The 16,766-nt window shown below is 66.6% G+C and carries 17 protein-coding genes; 9 read left to right on the forward strand and 8 right to left on the reverse strand.

Annotated features, from left to right (window positions below):
- Positions 1-2,664 carry a GH92 family glycosyl hydrolase gene (locus OHZ10_RS19925; protein WP_342705618.1) on the forward strand — a complete coding sequence of 888 codons (2,664 nt, stop codon included), beginning with the start codon at positions 1-3 and terminating at the stop codon, positions 2,662-2,664.
- A gap of 37 nt (positions 2,665-2,701) precedes the next feature.
- On the opposite strand, the gene OHZ10_RS19930 is transcribed toward OHZ10_RS19925, so the two are convergent.
- The gene (locus OHZ10_RS19930; protein ID WP_342705619.1) at positions 2,702-3,376 is read right to left on the reverse strand and encodes a metalloregulator ArsR/SmtB family transcription factor; all 675 of its coding nucleotides are present in this window, start codon (positions 3,374-3,376) and stop codon (positions 2,702-2,704) included.
- A 73-nt stretch (positions 3,377-3,449) separates the two neighbouring features.
- Here OHZ10_RS19930 and OHZ10_RS19935 point away from each other — a divergent pair, with 73 nt between their 5' ends.
- The 3 genes from OHZ10_RS19935 to OHZ10_RS19945 are packed head-to-tail and all read left to right on the forward strand — an operon-like array spanning position 3,450 to position 6,272.
- Positions 3,450-4,190, forward strand: a complete 741-nt coding sequence (locus OHZ10_RS19935; protein WP_340625448.1) for an MBL fold metallo-hydrolase — start codon at positions 3,450-3,452, stop codon at positions 4,188-4,190.
- Positions 4,191-4,194: 4 nt separating this feature from the next.
- Positions 4,195-5,436, forward strand: a complete 1,242-nt coding sequence (locus OHZ10_RS19940; protein WP_059240846.1) for an MFS transporter — start codon at positions 4,195-4,197, stop codon at positions 5,434-5,436.
- Between the two features lie 14 nt (positions 5,437-5,450).
- The gene (locus OHZ10_RS19945; RefSeq protein WP_340625447.1) at positions 5,451-6,272 is read left to right on the forward strand and encodes an SDR family oxidoreductase; all 822 of its coding nucleotides are present in this window, start codon (positions 5,451-5,453) and stop codon (positions 6,270-6,272) included.
- A 67-nt stretch (positions 6,273-6,339) separates the two neighbouring features.
- Here the strand turns inward: OHZ10_RS19945 and surE are convergent, their stop codons facing one another.
- The 3 genes from surE to OHZ10_RS19960 form a co-directional block, all read right to left on the reverse strand.
- Complete coding sequence (gene surE / locus OHZ10_RS19950; protein WP_059237886.1) at positions 6,340-7,119, reverse strand: 5'/3'-nucleotidase SurE; 780 nt, start codon at positions 7,117-7,119, stop codon at positions 6,340-6,342.
- 200 nt (positions 7,120-7,319) lie between these two features.
- Positions 7,320-7,628 (reverse strand): AzlD family protein, encoded by a 309-nt coding sequence (locus OHZ10_RS19955; protein ID WP_059237885.1) that lies wholly within the window; start codon positions 7,626-7,628, stop codon positions 7,320-7,322.
- Positions 7,621-8,355: an AzlC family ABC transporter permease gene (locus OHZ10_RS19960; protein WP_059237884.1), complete on the reverse strand. Its 735-nt coding sequence runs from the start codon at positions 8,353-8,355 to the stop codon at positions 7,621-7,623. Before OHZ10_RS19960 ends, OHZ10_RS19955 begins: the two co-directional genes overlap by 8 nt.
- A 125-nt stretch (positions 8,356-8,480) precedes the next feature.
- Between OHZ10_RS19960 and OHZ10_RS19965 the strand changes: the two genes are divergently transcribed.
- From OHZ10_RS19965 to OHZ10_RS19975, 3 genes are all read left to right on the forward strand, one after another.
- Positions 8,481-8,939: an Lrp/AsnC family transcriptional regulator gene (locus tag OHZ10_RS19965; protein ID WP_059237883.1), complete on the forward strand. Its 459-nt coding sequence runs from the start codon at positions 8,481-8,483 to the stop codon at positions 8,937-8,939.
- Positions 8,940-9,159: 220 nt separating this feature from the next.
- Positions 9,160-9,729, forward strand: a complete 570-nt coding sequence (locus tag OHZ10_RS19970; RefSeq protein ID WP_059237882.1) for a hypothetical protein — start codon at positions 9,160-9,162, stop codon at positions 9,727-9,729.
- Positions 9,730-9,872: 143 nt separating this feature from the next.
- Positions 9,873-10,553 (forward strand): YebB family permuted papain-like enzyme, encoded by a 681-nt coding sequence (locus OHZ10_RS19975; RefSeq protein WP_059237881.1) that lies wholly within the window; start codon positions 9,873-9,875, stop codon positions 10,551-10,553.
- A 30-nt stretch (positions 10,554-10,583) separates the two neighbouring features.
- Here OHZ10_RS19975 and OHZ10_RS19980 read toward each other — a convergent pair whose 3' ends face one another.
- From OHZ10_RS19980 to OHZ10_RS19995, 4 genes are all read right to left on the reverse strand, one after another.
- Positions 10,584-11,216 (reverse strand): LysE family translocator, encoded by a 633-nt coding sequence (locus OHZ10_RS19980; RefSeq protein WP_059237880.1) that lies wholly within the window; start codon positions 11,214-11,216, stop codon positions 10,584-10,586.
- 144 nt (positions 11,217-11,360) lie between these two features.
- Positions 11,361-12,230 carry a PASTA domain-containing protein gene (locus tag OHZ10_RS19985; RefSeq protein ID WP_422674355.1) on the reverse strand — a complete coding sequence of 290 codons (870 nt, stop codon included), beginning with the start codon at positions 12,228-12,230 and terminating at the stop codon, positions 11,361-11,363.
- Between the two features lie 70 nt (positions 12,231-12,300).
- Entirely contained in the window at positions 12,301-12,633 is a 333-nt protein-coding gene (locus OHZ10_RS19990) for a DUF2322 family protein (RefSeq protein WP_256086901.1), read from the reverse strand.
- Between the two features lie 367 nt (positions 12,634-13,000).
- Entirely contained in the window at positions 13,001-13,552 is a 552-nt protein-coding gene (locus OHZ10_RS19995; RefSeq protein ID WP_059237878.1) for a TetR/AcrR family transcriptional regulator, read from the reverse strand.
- A gap of 174 nt (positions 13,553-13,726) precedes the next feature.
- On the opposite strand from OHZ10_RS19995, the gene OHZ10_RS20000 reads away from it, so the two are divergent.
- Both OHZ10_RS20000 and OHZ10_RS20005 read left to right on the forward strand, forming a co-directional pair.
- Positions 13,727-15,286, forward strand: coding sequence for a carboxylesterase/lipase family protein (locus tag OHZ10_RS20000; protein ID WP_342705621.1), 1,560 nt, complete (start codon positions 13,727-13,729; stop codon positions 15,284-15,286).
- A 102-nt stretch (positions 15,287-15,388) separates the two neighbouring features.
- On the forward strand, positions 15,389-16,762 hold the full coding sequence (locus OHZ10_RS20005; RefSeq protein ID WP_256086899.1) for an APC family permease: 1,374 nt from the start codon (positions 15,389-15,391) through the stop codon (positions 16,760-16,762).
- Positions 16,763-16,766: the final 4 nt, after the last annotated feature.

Here is a 16,766-nt window from a genome sequence, read left to right on the forward strand (position 1 = left end):
ATGAAGCTACGTCATGTGGTGGGTATCGGGTGCCTTGCCGTGTTGTCGGGGTGCGGAGGCGATCAGGGTTCGACGGATGCGAGCGTGCTGGCGCAGATATCGAACGCGCAGGGCAACCAGAACGATCAAGGCAACCAGAACGGCCAGGGCGATCAGAACGATCAAGGCGAGAACGGCGGCGCGAGCAAGCGGTCGGTGCTGCGCAGCGTCGATCCGATGATCGGCACCGCGAACCTCGACATCAACGCGGACTGGGGCAGCGGTGTGCGCGGGCACGGTCACGTGTACCCGGGCGCGACCGTGCCGTTCGGGATGGTGCAGCTCGGGCCGGACACGACCGGCGGCGCGCATACGTTGCCGTGGAACTGGGATCGCACGTCGGGCTACCAGTACGACGATCCGTTCATCACCGGCTTCACGCATACGCACCTGTCGGGCACCGGCATCGGTTCGGGCGGTGAAGTGCGGTTCATGCCGACGCTCGCGCCGGTCGACAAGGCGACCTTGGCGAAGGTCGCCGCGGATGCGACGATCACCTACAACGCATCGTTCAGCCACGACGACGAAACCGCGAGCCCCGGCTATTACCGCGTGAAGATGGCGCCGGTCGGCAGCGGCAACACGCCGTGGAACGTGCAGGGCGCGAAGATCCTCGCGGAAATGACGGCGACCACGCACGCGGGCGTCCATCGCTATACGTACTTCCCGAGTGCGGCGACGCAGAAACGCAGCATGATCGTGAGCATCGACAACCCGATCGGCGGCTCGACCGCGAGCGGCAAGATCCAGGTCATCGACGCGCAGACGATCGCCGGCTGGCAGTTCACGAACAACTGGGCGAACAACAAGCCGACGTATTTCGTCGCGCGTTTCTCGAAGCCGTTCGATACGAAGCACGTCGCGTTCAGCGCGGACGGCTTCAAGGCCTACCTGACGTTCGCCGACGGCAGCGACGGCGGCGCGGTCACCGTGAAAGTCGGCATCTCCCCGTCGGGCATCGCGGATGCGCAGGCCAATCTCGCGTCGGAAGTCGGCACGAAATCGTTCGACCAGGTGCGCGGCGCCGCGGAGCGCGTGTGGAGCGCCGCGCTCGACCGGATCCGGATCAAGGGCGGCACCGCCGACCAGCGGACGATGTTCTACACGTCGCTGTACCGCACGATGCTCGCGCCGACGGTCTACAACAACGCGGACGGCAGTTACGTCGGCATGGATTCGACCAATGACGGCACGAAGTCGCCGCCGACCACGAGCAAGCATGCGAACCCGGGCTTCGACTATTCGTCGACGTTCTCGCTGTGGGATACCTTCCGCGCCGAATCGCCGTTGATGACGCTGGTGCAGCCCGAGCGCGTCGACGGCTGGGTGAAGTCGCTGCTCACGCAGTTCAGGCAGAACGGCAAGGGCGAGCTGCCGGTGTGGCCGCTCGCGCAAACGGAAACCTTCACGATGGCCGGCCACCCGTCGATCCCGATGATCGCGGATGCGTACCTGAAGCACCTGACGAGCGCGGGCATCGACGACATCTGGACCGCCTTGACGACCACGCAGAGCGCAAGCGCGCACGGTTTCGATCAGTATCGGCAAAGCGGTTACGTGTTCGCCGGCGACAACGCGTCGGTGTCGACGACGCAGGACTATGCGTTCGACGACTGGGCGACGGCCGCGGTCGGCAAGGCGGCCGGCAGGAGCGCGGCCGACTACCGGCCGTATCTGCAACGCAGCCAGAACTACCGGAACGTGTTCAACCCGGTGCCGAACAACGGCTGGAAGTTCTCGCAGCCGAAGGACGCGCAAGGCAACTGGGTCGCGGGCTTCGATCCGTCGGCCGCCGAGAAGACGGACTTCTCCGAATCGAATTCGTGGGTCGATACGTGGAACATCTTCCACGACTTCCCGGGCCTCGTTGCGCTGCTCGGCGGCAAGAGCCAGTTCATCGCGCAGCTCGACCGCACGTTCGATCAGTCCAACCCGCTGACCTTCCTCAACAACCAGGGCTTTCCGGACCTGACCGGCCGCAGCGGCCAGTTCTTCGCGGGCAACGAGCCGGCGAACCACCTGCCGTACCTGTACGACGTCGCGGGCATGCCGTCGAAGACGCAGGACCGGGTGCGCACGGTGATGGACGACATGTACTCGCTGACGCTGACGGCCGGCGATCGCGCGTTACTGAGCGGCGACAGCCTGAAGGCCGCGGTGAACGATCCGCGGCGCGTACGCGATGCGGCGATTCCGGGCAACGACGATTGCGGCCAGCTGTCCGCGTGGTATGTGCTGTCCGCACTCGGCATCTATTCGCTGAATCCGGTCGGCGGCGTGTTCTATTTCGGCACGCCGCTGTTCGAGGAAGCGACGATCGACATCCCGGTTGCGTCGGGAAGCGGGGCGGGCGGGGTGTTGAAGTTCGGCGCGACGCGGCGCTTCAAGGTGAGCGCGCATACGGCGGGCGGCGGCGCGCCGTCGCCGGTCAACCGCTACGTGCAGTCGGTCAGCCTGAATGGCACGCCGCTGCACCGGCCGTACATCACCTATGACGAGATGAAGGCCGGCGGCACGCTCGACTTCGTGATGGGTTCGACGCCGAACGATGCGTGGGTTGGCCAGTGGAACGGCCAGGACCCGAACAGCGCGCTCGCGCCGTCGCTGGCGCTGGCCGGCAAGTAAGCCGCAAGCAGCCCGCTTCGACGGGGGCCGCGTTTCTTCACTCGGCCGTGTCGGTCTCGATCGCGAGGCCGGCCGCCTTCCACTCCGGAAAGCCGTCTTCGAGCCGCGCGGCCTTGAAGCCGCGTGCGCGCAATGCGGCGACGGCCTCGAACGCGAGCACGCAGTAAGGGCCGCGGCAGTACGCGACGATTTCCGTGCCGGCCGGCAGATCGCCGAGGCGTTCTTCGAGGTTGCTCAATGGAATGTTCATCGCGCCGGGCAGGTGCCCGAGCGCGAATTCGTCGTGCGGACGCACGTCCAGCAGCGCAACGAGCCCGTCGGCCATCCGGCCGGTCAGCTCGCCGCGCGACACCGGCTCCAGCGCATCGCGCGCATGGAAGTAGTCGCCCAGCACCTGGTTGACCTCCGCGACATTGCGCTCGCCCACGCGGCCGAGCGCCTTCATCAGCACGACGACTTCGCTGTCGCCGGCGAGCCGATACACGATGTGCTTGCCGCGCCGCTCGGTATCGACGAGGCGTGCGCGCCGCAGGATCTGCAGGTGCCGCGACGTGTTCGCGAACGTCATCCCCGACAGCGTCGTCAGTTCCTCGACCGACCGCTCGCGCTGCGCGAGGTGCTCGAGCAGTTCGAGCCGGTTCGGGTGACCGATCGCCTGCGCGACCTCGGCGAGGCTCGCATAAATCGCTTGCTTGGGTCCCGTGCTTGACACGTGGCCTCTCCTCGATCAATCATTCATCAAATTGATTGAATGTTACCGCATCCGCGGGACAGGGGCAAATCCGATGATCCTCAGACCATTCCTGCATCCCGATACGGGAGGCATTTCATACCTGTTCGGCTGCGGCGGCAAGGCGGCCGGCGCGGTCGTCGATCCGGTCGCTCCGCCTGACGACTACCTGCGCGCGGCCGAGGCGGTCGGCATGAAGATCGCATACGTGATCGATACCCACGTGCATGCGGACCACCTGTCGACCGGCCGTGCGCTGGCCGACGTGGCCGGCGCGGCGTACGTGCTGTCCGCGCGGGCCGATGTGGCGGTGCCGTTTACCGGCGTCGGGGAGGGCGACCGGCTCGCGCTCGGCAACGTCGCCGTCGACGTGCTGCACACGCCTGGCCACACGCCCGAGCACATCAGCCTGCTGGTGACGGATCGCACGCGCGCCGACGAGCCGTGGTTCGTGCTGACCGGCCATACGCTGATGATCGGCGACGTCGGCCGCACCGAGCTGGCCGTCAGCGCCGAAACGGGGGCGCGCGACCTGTTCCGCAGCGTGCGGCGGCTGGCCGCGCTGCCCGACCACGTCGAAGTGCTGCCCGGCGCGTTCTCGGGCTCCGTGTGCGGACGCGCGCTCAGCGGGAAACCGGCGTCGACGATCGGGTTCGAGAAGCGCTACAACGCTGCGCTGCGCATCGACGACGAAGACGCGTTCGTCCGCTTCATGCTGGCCGACGTGCCGCCCGCACCGCCGGCCGCTGCGCAGCTGCGCGCGGCCAACGCGGGGCGCGACGCGGCGGGGGGCTGACGTGATGACGAATGGAGCGGTGGCGCGCGGCGGGCGCGCAGTGGCGCTCGGCCTGCGCGCGAACTGGCGGCAATTCGCGCTGCTCGTGCTGGTCAACGCGTTCGTCGGCGGGATGGTCGGCATCGAGCGCACGGTCGTGCCGCTGATCGGGTCGGAGCAGTTCCATCTCGAATCGACCACGCTGATCACGTCGTTCATCGTCAGCTTCGGGCTGGTGAAGGCGTTCGCCAACCTCGTGTCGGGCCAGCTCGCCGATACGTGGGGGCGCAAGCGCGTGCTGATCGTCGGCTGGCTGCTCGGCCTGCCGGTGCCGTTCATGATCATCGCGGCGCCGAACTGGGAATGGGTGATCGCCGCGAACGTGCTGCTCGGCTTGAGCCAGGGGTTCGCATGGTCGATGACGGTGATCATGAAGGTCGACCTGGTCGGCCCGAAGAGCCGCGGCCTCGCGGTCGGCCTGAACGAATTCGCCGGCTACTTCGCGGTGGGCGCGACCGCGTTCGCGACCGGTTATCTCGCGAGCCGCCATGGATTGCGGCCGACGCCGATCTATCTCGGCGTGTTCTACGCGATCGCGGGGTTGCTGCTGTCGATCCTCGTCGTGCGCGATACGCGCGAGCATGTGCGACTCGAAAGCGGCAAGCCGGGCGGCGCGTCCGCATTGTCGTTCCGCGAGGTTTTCCTGCTGACGTCGTTCCGCGACCGCAACCTGTTCGCGGCGTCGCAGGCCGGCATGATCAACAACCTCAACGACGGGATGAGCTGGGGCATTTTCCCGCTGTTCTTCACGACGCTCGGGCTCGGCATCGAGCGGATCGGCATCCTGAAAGCCGTCTATCCGATCGTATGGGGAGGTTGCCAGGTCGTCACCGGCCCGCTGAGCGACCGGTGGGGCCGCAAGGGGCTGATCGTCGCCGGAATGTGGGTGCAGGCGGCCGGGCTTGCGCTGACCGCGCTGACGGGGCAGTTCCGCTGGTGGCTCGTCGCGAGCGTGCTGCTCGGCCTGGGCACGGCGATGGTCTATCCGAGCCTGATTGCGGCTGTGTCCGATGCGTCCGAGCCCGGCTGGCGCGCGCGTTCGCTGAGCGTGTACCGGTTCTGGCGGGATCTCGGCTATGCGATCGGCGCGCTGTCGGCCGGCCTGATGGCCGATCGTTTCGGCTTCGCGGCGGCGATTCTCGTGGTGGCGGCCGTCACGTTCGCGTCAGGGGGCGTCGTCGCGCTTATGATGCGGGAACGCCACTGACAGGGTTCCCCGATATGGACGCGCCGCTCCCGCCGATGTCTGCCCCGATAGCCGAAACGGCCCCTGAAACCGAAGCCGCCGGCGAGCCGCGCGCGTCGCGCCTGCACCGGCCGGTTGCGCTCGTCACCGGCTCGACGTCGGGGATCGGCGCGGCCGTTGCGCGCCGCCTGGCGGCGGACGGCTACGCGGTGATCCTGCATTCGCGCCACTCGGCCAGCACCGGGCGCGAGATGGCGCGCGAACTCGGCGGGGCCTACGTGCAGGCCGATCTTGCGGACGATGCGGAGCGCGTGCGACTGATCCGCGACGCGCTTGCCGTGCACGGGCGGCTCGACGTGCTCGTCAACAATGCAGGCGTCAGCCGCGTGATTCCGCATGACGACCTCGCGGCGGCCACCCCCGACGTGTGGCGCGAGATGCACGAGATCAACGTGATCGCGCCGTTCCGGCTCGTCGCCGAAGCGGAGGCCGCGTTGCGCGAGGCCGCGTCGCACGGGCGGGCCGGGTGCGTCGTGAACGTCAGCTCCCATGCGGGCGTGCGGCCGAAGGGCGCGTCGATTCCGTATGCGGCCGCGAAGGCCGCGCTCAATCACACGACACGGTTGCTCGCGCGTACGCTCGCGCCGGCGATCCGCGTCAATGCCGTGGCGCCGGGGCTCGTCGATACGCCGCTGACTGCCGACTGGACGGAAGCGCAGCAGTTGTGGCGCGAGCGCGCGCCGATGCGCCGCGCGGCGACGCCGGACGACATCGCGCAGACGGTCGCGATGCTCGTCGCATCCGATTACGTGACGGGCGAGATCGTGATGCTCGATGGCGGATTGAACCTGACGTGATGGGGTGATGCAGCGGCGCGCACGCGTCGCGTGCGCAACCGCCGGGGCGATCGGAAGGGGCGGGCGATCAGCCGAGGTTCGACCGCAGCCGCGCGAGCGCCTGGTCGTGCGTGCGCTCGAACTTCAGCGGCGTGACCGCGATGTAGCCTTCGCCGAGCGCAACCGTTTCCGAATCCGCATCGTCGTCGCGCGGGGCACGCGCGAGCCTCAGCCAGTGATAGTCGATCTCGCGCGGATCGCGCCCCGACACGATCTCGACACCCTGCAGCGTGCCGGTGCCCTGGTTCGTCACCTTCAGGCCGCGTACGTCGTCGGCCGGTCGCGGCGGGAAATTCACGTTGAGGCACGCATCGCTGTCCCAGCCGGCGGCGACGAGCCGACGGATGACGTCCGGCGCATGCGCGCGTGCGGTGCCCCACGGCACCGCGTTGCGATCGGTGAACGCCTGGCTCAGCGCGATGGCCGGTACGCCGACCAGCATGCTCGTCATCGCGGCGCCGACCGTGCCGGAAAACACCGTTTCGGTGCCGAGATTCGCGCCGCGATTCACGCCCGATAGTACGACGTCGGGCCGCGCATCCTTCATCAGGTGGCTGACCGCGATCGCGACGCAATCGCCGGGCGTGCCGCGCACCGCGAAACGGCGCTCGCCCTTGCGATGCACGCGCAGCGGTTCGTGCAGGCTCAGCGAATGCGACGTGCCGCTCTGGTCTTCCGCCGGCGCGACGATCCACACTTCGCGCGCCAGTTGCGTGGCGACCTGTTCGAGTACTTCAAGGCCGGGGGCGTCGAATCCGTCGTCGTTGGTGAGCAGGACACGGTCGAACAGCGGGCGGGTTGCTTGCATCGGGACGATCCTCGCGGAGATGGGCAATGAGAGGGGGAGTGCAGCGCCGCGGCCTGCGTGGCGCAAACCACAAGGCTAGCACCGCGGCGTGAGGATCGTCGTGTCACGCCACCGGCGTTCGGCGGCGCGGACGTGAAAACGGGCGCCTCGTGCGCCCGTTCGTCGTCGAATGTGCCGGCGATGCGGCGGGCCGGCACCGCTTAGCCGAGCAGGTAGCGCAGCAGGCCGGCCGAGACGACGCCGACGATGACGGTCGGCAGGATCGACAGGCGCGTCGCGGCGAGCAGCGTGATCGCGAGCGCGAGCAGGTCGGCGGGGCGCGTCGACACGAAGGCCGGCGCGATCACCGAGATCAGCACGCAGCCGGGCACGTTCTCCATCACCGACGCCATCCGCGGGCTCAGCGTGCGGTTGCGCAGCAGCACGTAGCCGAGGATGCGCGACAGATACGTCGTCGACGCCATCAGCACGATCGTCGCGACCGTGCTGAAATCCGGAAGCTCAGGCATCGCGCGGCTCCCACAGCAGCGCGGCGATCAGTCCCGCGCACGCGCCGGCCGCGACGTACCACGCGCCCGGCAACGCAAGATGCGTGGCCGCCGCGACGACGAGGCTCACGAACCACGGGCGGCTCGCGCGCATCCCTTTCCACATCCCGCGCAGCAGCACCAGAAACACGGCCGTGAACGCCATGTCGAAGCCGTACTGCTCGACGTTGCCGATCGTCGGGCCGACTGCTGCGCCGAGCGTCGTCATCGAGATCCACGTCAGGTAGAGCCCCATGCAGATGCCCGCGTAATAGGGCACGCTGATGTGCGTGGCCGAGCGCGCCCTGGCGTCGGCGAGCGACATCGCCCAGCTCTCGTCGCACATGAAGAACAGCGCGATGAACGCGCGGCGGCGCGGCAGGCGCCGGATGTACGGCTCGAATGCGGCGCCCATCAGGATGTGGCGCGAATTCACGAGGAACGACATCGCGACGATCAGCGCGATGTGCGGCGGCGACGTCCACAGATGGATCGCCGCGAATTCCGAGCCGCCGCCGAAGTTCAGGCCCGTCATCATCGGCACCTCGAACAGGCTCAGCCCTTTCTGCGCGGCCTGCGCGCCCAGCACGAGCGCGAACGGCACGAAACCCAGCATGACGGGCAGCGCCGCGCGCAAACCGCGACCCATCTCGGCGACATAGGCGGGCTTGTCGCGAAGCCCGGACGACGTTGAAACGCTACTGCTCATTACTCCTCCTTCGGGGGAGGGATTGTCTGCTTTTTTGACTCGAATCGGGTTGCGTTGTGGCCAGATTTTTCTCAGAATTTGGCATTGAACGCGTGATACATGAATTTTTTGGAATCGGATGCCAAATGAAACTTGACGCTATCGACCGCCGGATCCTGAGCGCGCTGCAGCGCGACGGCCGGATGCAGAACGTGGAACTCGCGCACGAGGTCGGGCTGTCGCCGTCGCCGTGCCTGCGGCGCGTGCGGCTCCTCGAGGAAGCGGGCGTGATCGAGAAATACGTGGCCGTGCTGAATCCCGCGAAGGTCGGCAAGGGCCTGACGATCTTCACGCGCGTGTGGCTGAAGGGGCAGGACGCGGAATCGGTGAACCGTTTCTCGGAGGCCGTCCAGCAGATGCCGGAAGTCGTCGAATGCCACCTGATGGCCGGCGATTGCGATTTCCTGCTGCGCGTCGTCGCGGCCGACATCGACGACTATCGGCGCTTCCAGATGGAATACCTCACGCGCATTCCGGGCGTGCTCAGCGTGAAGACCGACATTCCGATGCAGAAGGTCAAGCTCACGTCGGCGTTGCCGACGTAGTGCGACGCGGGTAGGCGGCAGCGCGTCGACGAATGGTCATGGCGCGGTGACAATCGGCGGATAAACTGGCGGGGTAAGTCGCATCGCGCGGGTTGCCGGTGCAGTCGTGCGACGTTCGATGCGCAAGCAACTAACGGTCAATCTCGATGCGACCGGGCACACGGCGCGCCGCGCCGGGTCATGCGTTGAAGCGAGTGCGTTTCTTCTTGTCGGGCCATTCATGCAGCCATTCAACAATCCGTGGAATTCGCTGGAAATCGTCAAGCTCGTGCTCGGCGTGCTGACGCCGTTGTCGGTCGCGTGTCTTGGCTGGCTCGTCGCGCGCCGGCTGAAGCGGCTCGAACTCGTGCAGTGGACCAACCAGCGGCTGATCGAGAAGCGGCTCGCGCTGTACGACGCCGTCGCGCCGCAGCTCAATGCGCTGCTGTGCTTCTACACGTGGATCGGCTACTGGAAGGACATCTCGCCGGACGACGTGATCCGTGCGAAGCGCGACCTCGACCGCACGTTCCACATCTACCGCTACCTGTTCGACGACGACGTGTACGACGCGTATCACACGTACATCCACGCGCTGTTCGACGTGCATACGGGCCCGGGCCGCGACGCGCGGATCCGCTCGCTGATCCAGGCGCCCGACGGCGATCGCAGCGTGCATGGTTCTTATGACTGGAAGCCGGCGTGGTCCGACCGTTTCGCGACCGCGAATGTCGTGCCGAAGGACGACGTGCTGCGCCATTACACGCAGTTGATGGAGCGGCTGCGCGTGGCGCTCGGCGCGACGCGCTAAGGCTTCGGCGCCGGCGCGACGCTTCACGCCGGTATCGAAATCCGGCACCGGGCGGCGCGAAACCCCACCCTGGCACACGAAGCGGATGCGGAGCCCGGCCGCTGCTGACATGCTCGCGCCATCACCACTCGCGCGAGGTCCGTATGGTTGTCGACACTGGCTGCCAGCCGCTCCTGGTCCGCTCGCCCGGCGCGGGCCGGCGGCGTTTCTTCTCCGTTGCTTCTCTCGAAACGCATGACACGCCGTTGCCGGTCGACCCGGAGATCGGCGACATCGTGTTCATCCGTGTAACCGTGCGGCCGTTTCTCGAGGTGGCGAGCGCAACGCGCTCATGGACGAATCACGTCGGGATCATCGTCGGCGAGCGCGGCGGCGAGGCGCTGATCGCGGAGAGCACGTTTCCGCTGTCGCGCGTGACGACGATGTCGCGATTTCTCGCGCGCTCCGACCGCGGCGCATGCGTGATCGCGCGGCTCAGGCAGCCGCTCGACGCCGCGCAGCGGCGCGGGCTCGTCGACGCGGCGATGCGCCGGATCGGCGTGGTCTACGACACGGGTTTCAATCTCGCGTCGCGCCGGCAGTTCTGCTCGCGGTTCGTGCGCGAAGTGGTGCGCGATGCGACGCGGATCGTGCTCGGCGACGTCGAGACCTTCGACATGCTGCTGCGCCGGAATCCCGATCATCCGCTCGGTTTCTGGAAGATCTGGTACTTCGGCCGGATTCCGTGGCGTCGCCGCACCGTGACGCCGGCGAGCTTGCTCGACAGCGGCGCATTGCGGGTGGTGGTGGATACACGCGATCCGGGTAACGATCGAGCCGACTGACGAGCACGTGTATCGCCGCGCCGCCCGTGCTCAGTTCCGTCCCGCCACCGCAAGCCGTGCCGCCAGCCCCACGAACACCGACCCGAGCAGATACTGCGGCAGCTTCGACGGCCGGCGGCGCGCGCCGATCCGCTGGCTCAGCCGGCTCGCGGAGAGAATCACGGCGCCGTTCACGACGATCCCGATCAGGTTCAGCACCGTCGCGAGCACGAGAATCTGCACGGCGATCGAACCGTGCTCGGGCCGCACGAACTGCGGGAACAGCGCGAGCACGAACAGCGCCATCTTCGGGTTCAGCAGGTTCGTCGTCAGCCCCTGACGGAAGATCGTCGCGGTCGAGTGGCGACGTGGCGACGCGACGGGCGACAGCGCGGTCGCATCAGAACGGAACGTTTTCCACGCGAGATACAGCAGATACGCGGCGCCCGCGAAGCGCACGGCGTCGTACGCGAGCGGCACCGCGACGAAGAGCTGCGACAGCCCGAGTGCCGCCGCGAGCGCGTGGCAGTAGGTGCCGGCCTGAATGCCCGCGAGCGTCGCGAAGCCTGCGCGCCGACCCTGGCTCACGCTGCGGGACGCGATCAGCAGCATGTCGGGGCCGGGCGTGGCCGTCAGCGCGAGACACGCGCCGGAGAATAGCGCGAGCGTGGAGAGGTCGATCATGGCAGTCCCTTTTGTCGATGCGACGTAAAAGGGAGGTCAGTTTAGGAGGGCGCGCGCAGCCGGTCAATCGAGCGAGCGGACGATGGTCAGGCGTCGCAGATCGCAACGTGACTCATCATCATGCGCGCGCGATCGGCGCACCCGTCACTGCTTGCGGCAAGCAACCTGATAGTCGATCACGGTGTTCGCCGAAGGCTTGTCCGGCTCGCCGCCGACTGTCGTCACGCCGAGCGCGCCGGCCGCGTTCCGGTAGCGCAGCGCGCAATACCCCATGCCGGTGCCTGAACATGCTTCGGCTTCGATGATGCCGTGCTTTGCGAGCGCTGCCGCACCGTCCATCGCGTCCGGTTTCTCGCGCGGGGGCAGCGGTTGCCAGCCATGCGCGATCAGGATCTTGCGTGCCGCGTCGAGCGGCTTGCCGTACACGTTCGGCACGACCGCGCGGCCGTTGCAGTGCGTGCTTTCGGCGGCGACGCGGGTCAGCCGCAGGCTCCCGTTCTCTTCATGCAGTTCGCCGACGGGCGGCGCCGGGCCGTCGCCGCCCCAGATCAGCAGCGCGCCGTTGTCCAGACGATCGGCCGAGCCGAGCTGCCAGCCGGCCTTGCGAGCGGTATAGCCGAGCGCGACGAGCGTCGTGCCGTCGAACACACCGACGTTGCCGTTGCGCGCGAAACAGATCGCGCTCGTGCCGGCACTGAATCCGCTCGAGAACGTCACGACCGTGTAGCGCCCAAGCGGCGCTTCGGACGTCACGATCCAGTTGCGCTTCGCGACTTCGCGGCCGGCCGCGGTGGTGGTCTTCGCGCGATATTGCGGGCAAAACGGATCGAGTGACCCGTTCTCCGGCGAATGCGGCAGCACGCCGAGCGGCACCAGCGATGCGCCGGCGATCTCGGAGGCCGTGCGCAGCGTATCGGCCGATGCCGTGCCGCCGAGCGCGGCGCAGGCAACGGCCGCGATCGCGGCTGCAGGGGCGAGACGGCGGGCCAAGGCCGGAGCGATGAAGCGGAACACGCGGGCAGTCTCCGTCGAAAGGGCGGCGAACGCGACGATCGCGATTTTCCGCGCGCGTGCCGCCAACGACTCAGCCCTGCGCGACGACGTCGATCCGCAGCGCTGCGCCGCCGTCGACGATCGCCAGCAGACGATCGACGTTCGGGTGCGCGCCCGGGCGGTTACGCGCGTCGGCCGTATGCTCGGCGAACACCGCGAGGCCATGCTCGGCAGCCTTCGCGTCGAGCGTGCCGAAGGCCTGCCGCAGATAGTTGTACACCGCGAGCGAGCCCTGCTTGCCCGGCTGGTTCTCGATGGTCGCGACCACGTCGCCGTTCGCGCCGACGAGATCGATGCGCGCGACGCCGTCGATGGCCGGCAGTTGCGCGAGGTTGTCCTTGAATACTGGGGTCGGTTGAATCACTGAAAACACTCCGTCGGTTCGGTCATGGGCCAAAGTGCGTGGCCGGCCGTATCTTATCCGATCGGCTTCGGCGAACTGGCCGGCGCGGCGGAGGACTCGACAGCGCTTCGCCTTCGGTGGCACGGATTCGCCGGGGACGAGGCGACGTGAACGGCACCTGAATCCGGGCGCATGACTGACGCGACAGGGCAAATATGGCGCCGGCCGGGTCTGGCGCGCCCGATGGCGCAGCAGAGGCTTCCCCGCGTCGTTGGCACTGGCGTAACCGTGGGCGGCATGGCAGGACGCTTGCAGTCGACAGAAGAGGCCAGTGGTGATCGCGGGCGACGATTCGCGAGCCCCGCCAGCGTGCGCGCTCCGAAGCGGGCTATTGGCCCGAGGCGGCCGGACGTGTCATGGCCAGAAGCGAGTTGACGAATGCCTCGCGCTGCGCCGGGCCCAGCGGACGCAGTCCGCACACTTCGTCGAACCACAGCCCTTCCACCGCGAAGCGGATGATATGAGCGGTGCGTTCGGGCAACTGGTCGCGGCTCAGCAATTCTGCCCAGCGCGCCGCATGCGTCGCGTAAACAGGCAGCAGGCCGGGTTCCAGAAGCAGGCTGCCGATCACGGCGGAAAGGCTTCTCCCTTGCAGCGCCTGTTCGGAACTCGCGATGATGTAGGCGCGCGTCCAGGCGCCTGGCTGCCCATCGGCCTGTGCGGCTTCGGTGACTGCCCGCTCGAAGGTGGTGGCTTCGAAGTGAAGCAGCCCGGCCAGAAGTTCGGACTTGCTCGAGAAGTGATAGAGCAGTCCTCCTTTGCTGATGCCGGCAACCGACGCGGCCTCTGCAAGGGTTAATCCCAGGATGCCCTTGTCTTGCAGGATGTTTCGCGACGCTTCGAATATTTTTCTCTTTGTGTCGCTGATTTCATTGTTCATATGCTATCTGGCGGAATACTGCAGTAAAAATGATTCGAAACGAGCCATACCGGCTGGACGGTGCATTATACAAATTCCCTTTGCCATTTTTTTTGATTTCGTTACTGTACCGGCTGGACGGTACATAAGACGTGCGCCAATCAAAATCCCATCTGCCCCGGCCTGGATAGAACGATGAACGAGTACACGAGTTTCTCCGCGATCGACGAATGCGCCGAACGTCTCGACTGCGTATTGACGCTTTCGCAAGGGAAGGTCTGCGGCGCCCACATGGGCGACAGCATCCGGTTCGTTGGCATTCCGTATGGAAGGCCAACGAATGGCGAGCTGCGTTTCAAGCCGCCTGCGCCCGCACCGGGATGGGACGGAATCCGGGATTGCTGCACTTATGGCGATGCATGCCCGCAGTTCAATGACGACTTGCCGGCCTGGCAGTTCGATGGAGGCCATTCGGCGAACTGCCTGAACCTCAATGTCTGGATGCCGGTCGCGGCGGAGCGTGGCGATCGTCTGCCCGTCATGGTGTGGCTGCATGGCGGCGCGTATCTGTCGGGTTCCGCAAACCTGCCGCTGTACGACGGGCGCATGCTCGCCGAGGAGCAGCAGGTAGTGGTCGTGTCGGTCAACCATCGCCTCAATGCGTTCGGCTACCTGTACCTGTGCGATCAGGATGCCCGCTATTCGCACGCGGCGAACGTGGGACAGCAGGATATCGTGCTGGCGCTCGAGTGGATCGCGGCGAACATCGGCGCATTCGGCGGCGATGCGACCAACGTCACGCTGTTCGGCGAATCAGGCGGTGGCGGGAAGATCTGCGCGCTGACGATGATGCCGTCAGCCGACGGCCTGTATCACAAGGCCATCATTCAGAGCGGCGCGTTTCTCACGATGCTGTCGCGGGAGCAGGCGAACGCCAGGGCCGGTGAATTCCTTTCGATGCTGGGCGCCGATGCGCGATCGCTCGACGGGATGCCGGAGGAGCGGGTGCTCGAAGCCGCGCGACGCCTGTTCGATCGCCATGGCTATACCGCGTTCTGGCCCGTCGACGATGGTGTCGTCATCGATGCGTCGAGAAGCCGGAGCCCGTCGATACCGATGATGATCGGTACGACGCGTCACGAGGCAGCGTACTTTCTGGAACCCGGGTTGCTCGCGCACGATTCGCTCGACTCGACCGGCCATCGCGACGCGCTGGAGAACGGTGTCCGCCCGTTCAGCACCGGCCCGGACGAGGTGACGGCAACCGTGGGAGCCGCATGGCGTACCCATGAAATCGAACCCGACACGATCGGTCGGGATCTGACGGACGCCGTGTTCTGGATGCCCGCGGTGGCGCTGGCGGAGCGCAACAGCCGGCGGGCGGACACATTCATGTACCGGTTCGACTGGGAATTCCCGTGCTGTGGCGGCAGCTACGCCATTCACGGCGCCGAGATCCCTTTCGTATTCGGTACGCTCGACTACGCGCTTCCGGCCTGGGACAGCACGGATTTCCCGGGCAACCGGTATCCGGGCGACACGCGAGGCGACCGGTTCGAACTGGCCGCGCGCATGCGGCGCGCATGGGCCGATTTCGCCCGATACGGAGATCCATCGGCGCGCGGCGCCCCGGTGTGGCCGCTTTACACGACGGAGGCGCGTTCGATACGGATTTTCGACCGCACCTGCCGCATCGACCAGGATCCCGATGCCGAGCGCCGGCGAGCGCTGTTCGCCGGGCACGCGGGCTTGTAATGCACCTCCCCTCATCGACAAGGAACCACCATGGAGACGTCAGCGGCCACCCCTGCATCCGCACCCACGCGGCCTTTGAACTGGATTGCCATCGTATTTTTCGTGCTTGCCACCAACGGGCCGCTCACCAGCCTCATCGGGTGCGTGCCGTATGGCGTTGCGTATGGAAACGGAATCGGGATCGCCGGTTCCTATCTCTGCGTGGGGCTGATCTATCTGTTCTTCGCGGTCGGTTTCACGGCGATGAGCCGCCACGTGAGTCATGCCGGCGCGCTCTATGCCTACGTCGGGCAAGGTCTGGGCCGGCCGGCGGGCGTGGGAGCCGCGTTCATGGCTGTCGCATCCTATTTCGTGATCACGCTCGCGTGCTATGCACTGCTGGGCTTCTATATCAGCTATTTCATCGGCACGCTGACCGGCGTGACCGTGCCGTGGTGGCTCGGCACGCTGGGCGCGGCGGTTGTCGTGCACGTGTTCGCGATCAACAATGTGCAGTTCAATGGCGCGGTGCTGTTCCTGTTGATGATTGTCGAGATCGGGTTGATCGTCGCTTTCAACATCAAGGTGGCTGCCACGGGCGGAGGCGTTGAGCACTTCAGTCTCGCACCGCTGCATCCCGCGAATGTATTCACCGCGAAGTTCGGCACTTCACTCGTGTTCGTCGTGGTGGCCTACATGGGATTCGAGACGACCGTGATCTACGCGAACGACGTTCGGAACCCGAGCCGGTCGATTCCGATCGCCACGTACGTCAGCGTTGCGGTCATCATGGCGATCTACGTGGTGTCGACGGTGCAGATGTCCAATGCGTTCGGTTATGCCGAAGTCGTTGCCCTTGCGGTGAAGTCCCCGGCGGATCTGTGGTTCGCCGTGACTGAGCGGGTACTCGGCAAGCAGATGGTGGTGGTCACCAATGCACTGCTGATCACCAGCATGCTGGCCGCGATCATCAGCTTCAACAACGCGACCGTGCGTTACTGGTATTCGCTCGGCCGCGACGGCATTGCGTTCGAGTGGCTTGCGCGGTTGAGCGTGAAGAAGGGGCTTCCGATCCGCGCTGCGAACATGCAGTCGACGATCATGGTCACGATGATCGTTCTGTTTGCCCTCTATCGTGTCGACCCGGTCATGGTGATCGCACCGTATCTGAGCATTCCGTCCGCGATCGGCATCGTGTGCGTGCAGGCGCTGACCGCGCTCGCGGTCATCCGGTTCTTCGCCGCCCGTCGCGAGCGCGAGACGCGGTTTGTCCGGTGGGCTGTTTTCCCGGCCATCAGCTTTGCGGGATTCGGCTACTTCCTGTACGCGATGATCGGCAACGTCTCGCTGATGGCCGGTACGTCGTCGGTCGTCGTGTCGATGCTGCCGTGGACGACACCGGCGATCGCTGTCATCGGTGCGACCTTCGCGGCGTGGCTGCGGTATGCGCGGCCGACGGTCTATAGCCGATTGGGACGCTTCCTGAGCGACAGCTGATCAC

Source organism: Burkholderia arboris (assembly GCF_038723655.1).
Taxonomy (GTDB): Bacteria; Pseudomonadota; Gammaproteobacteria; order Burkholderiales; family Burkholderiaceae; genus Burkholderia; species Burkholderia arboris.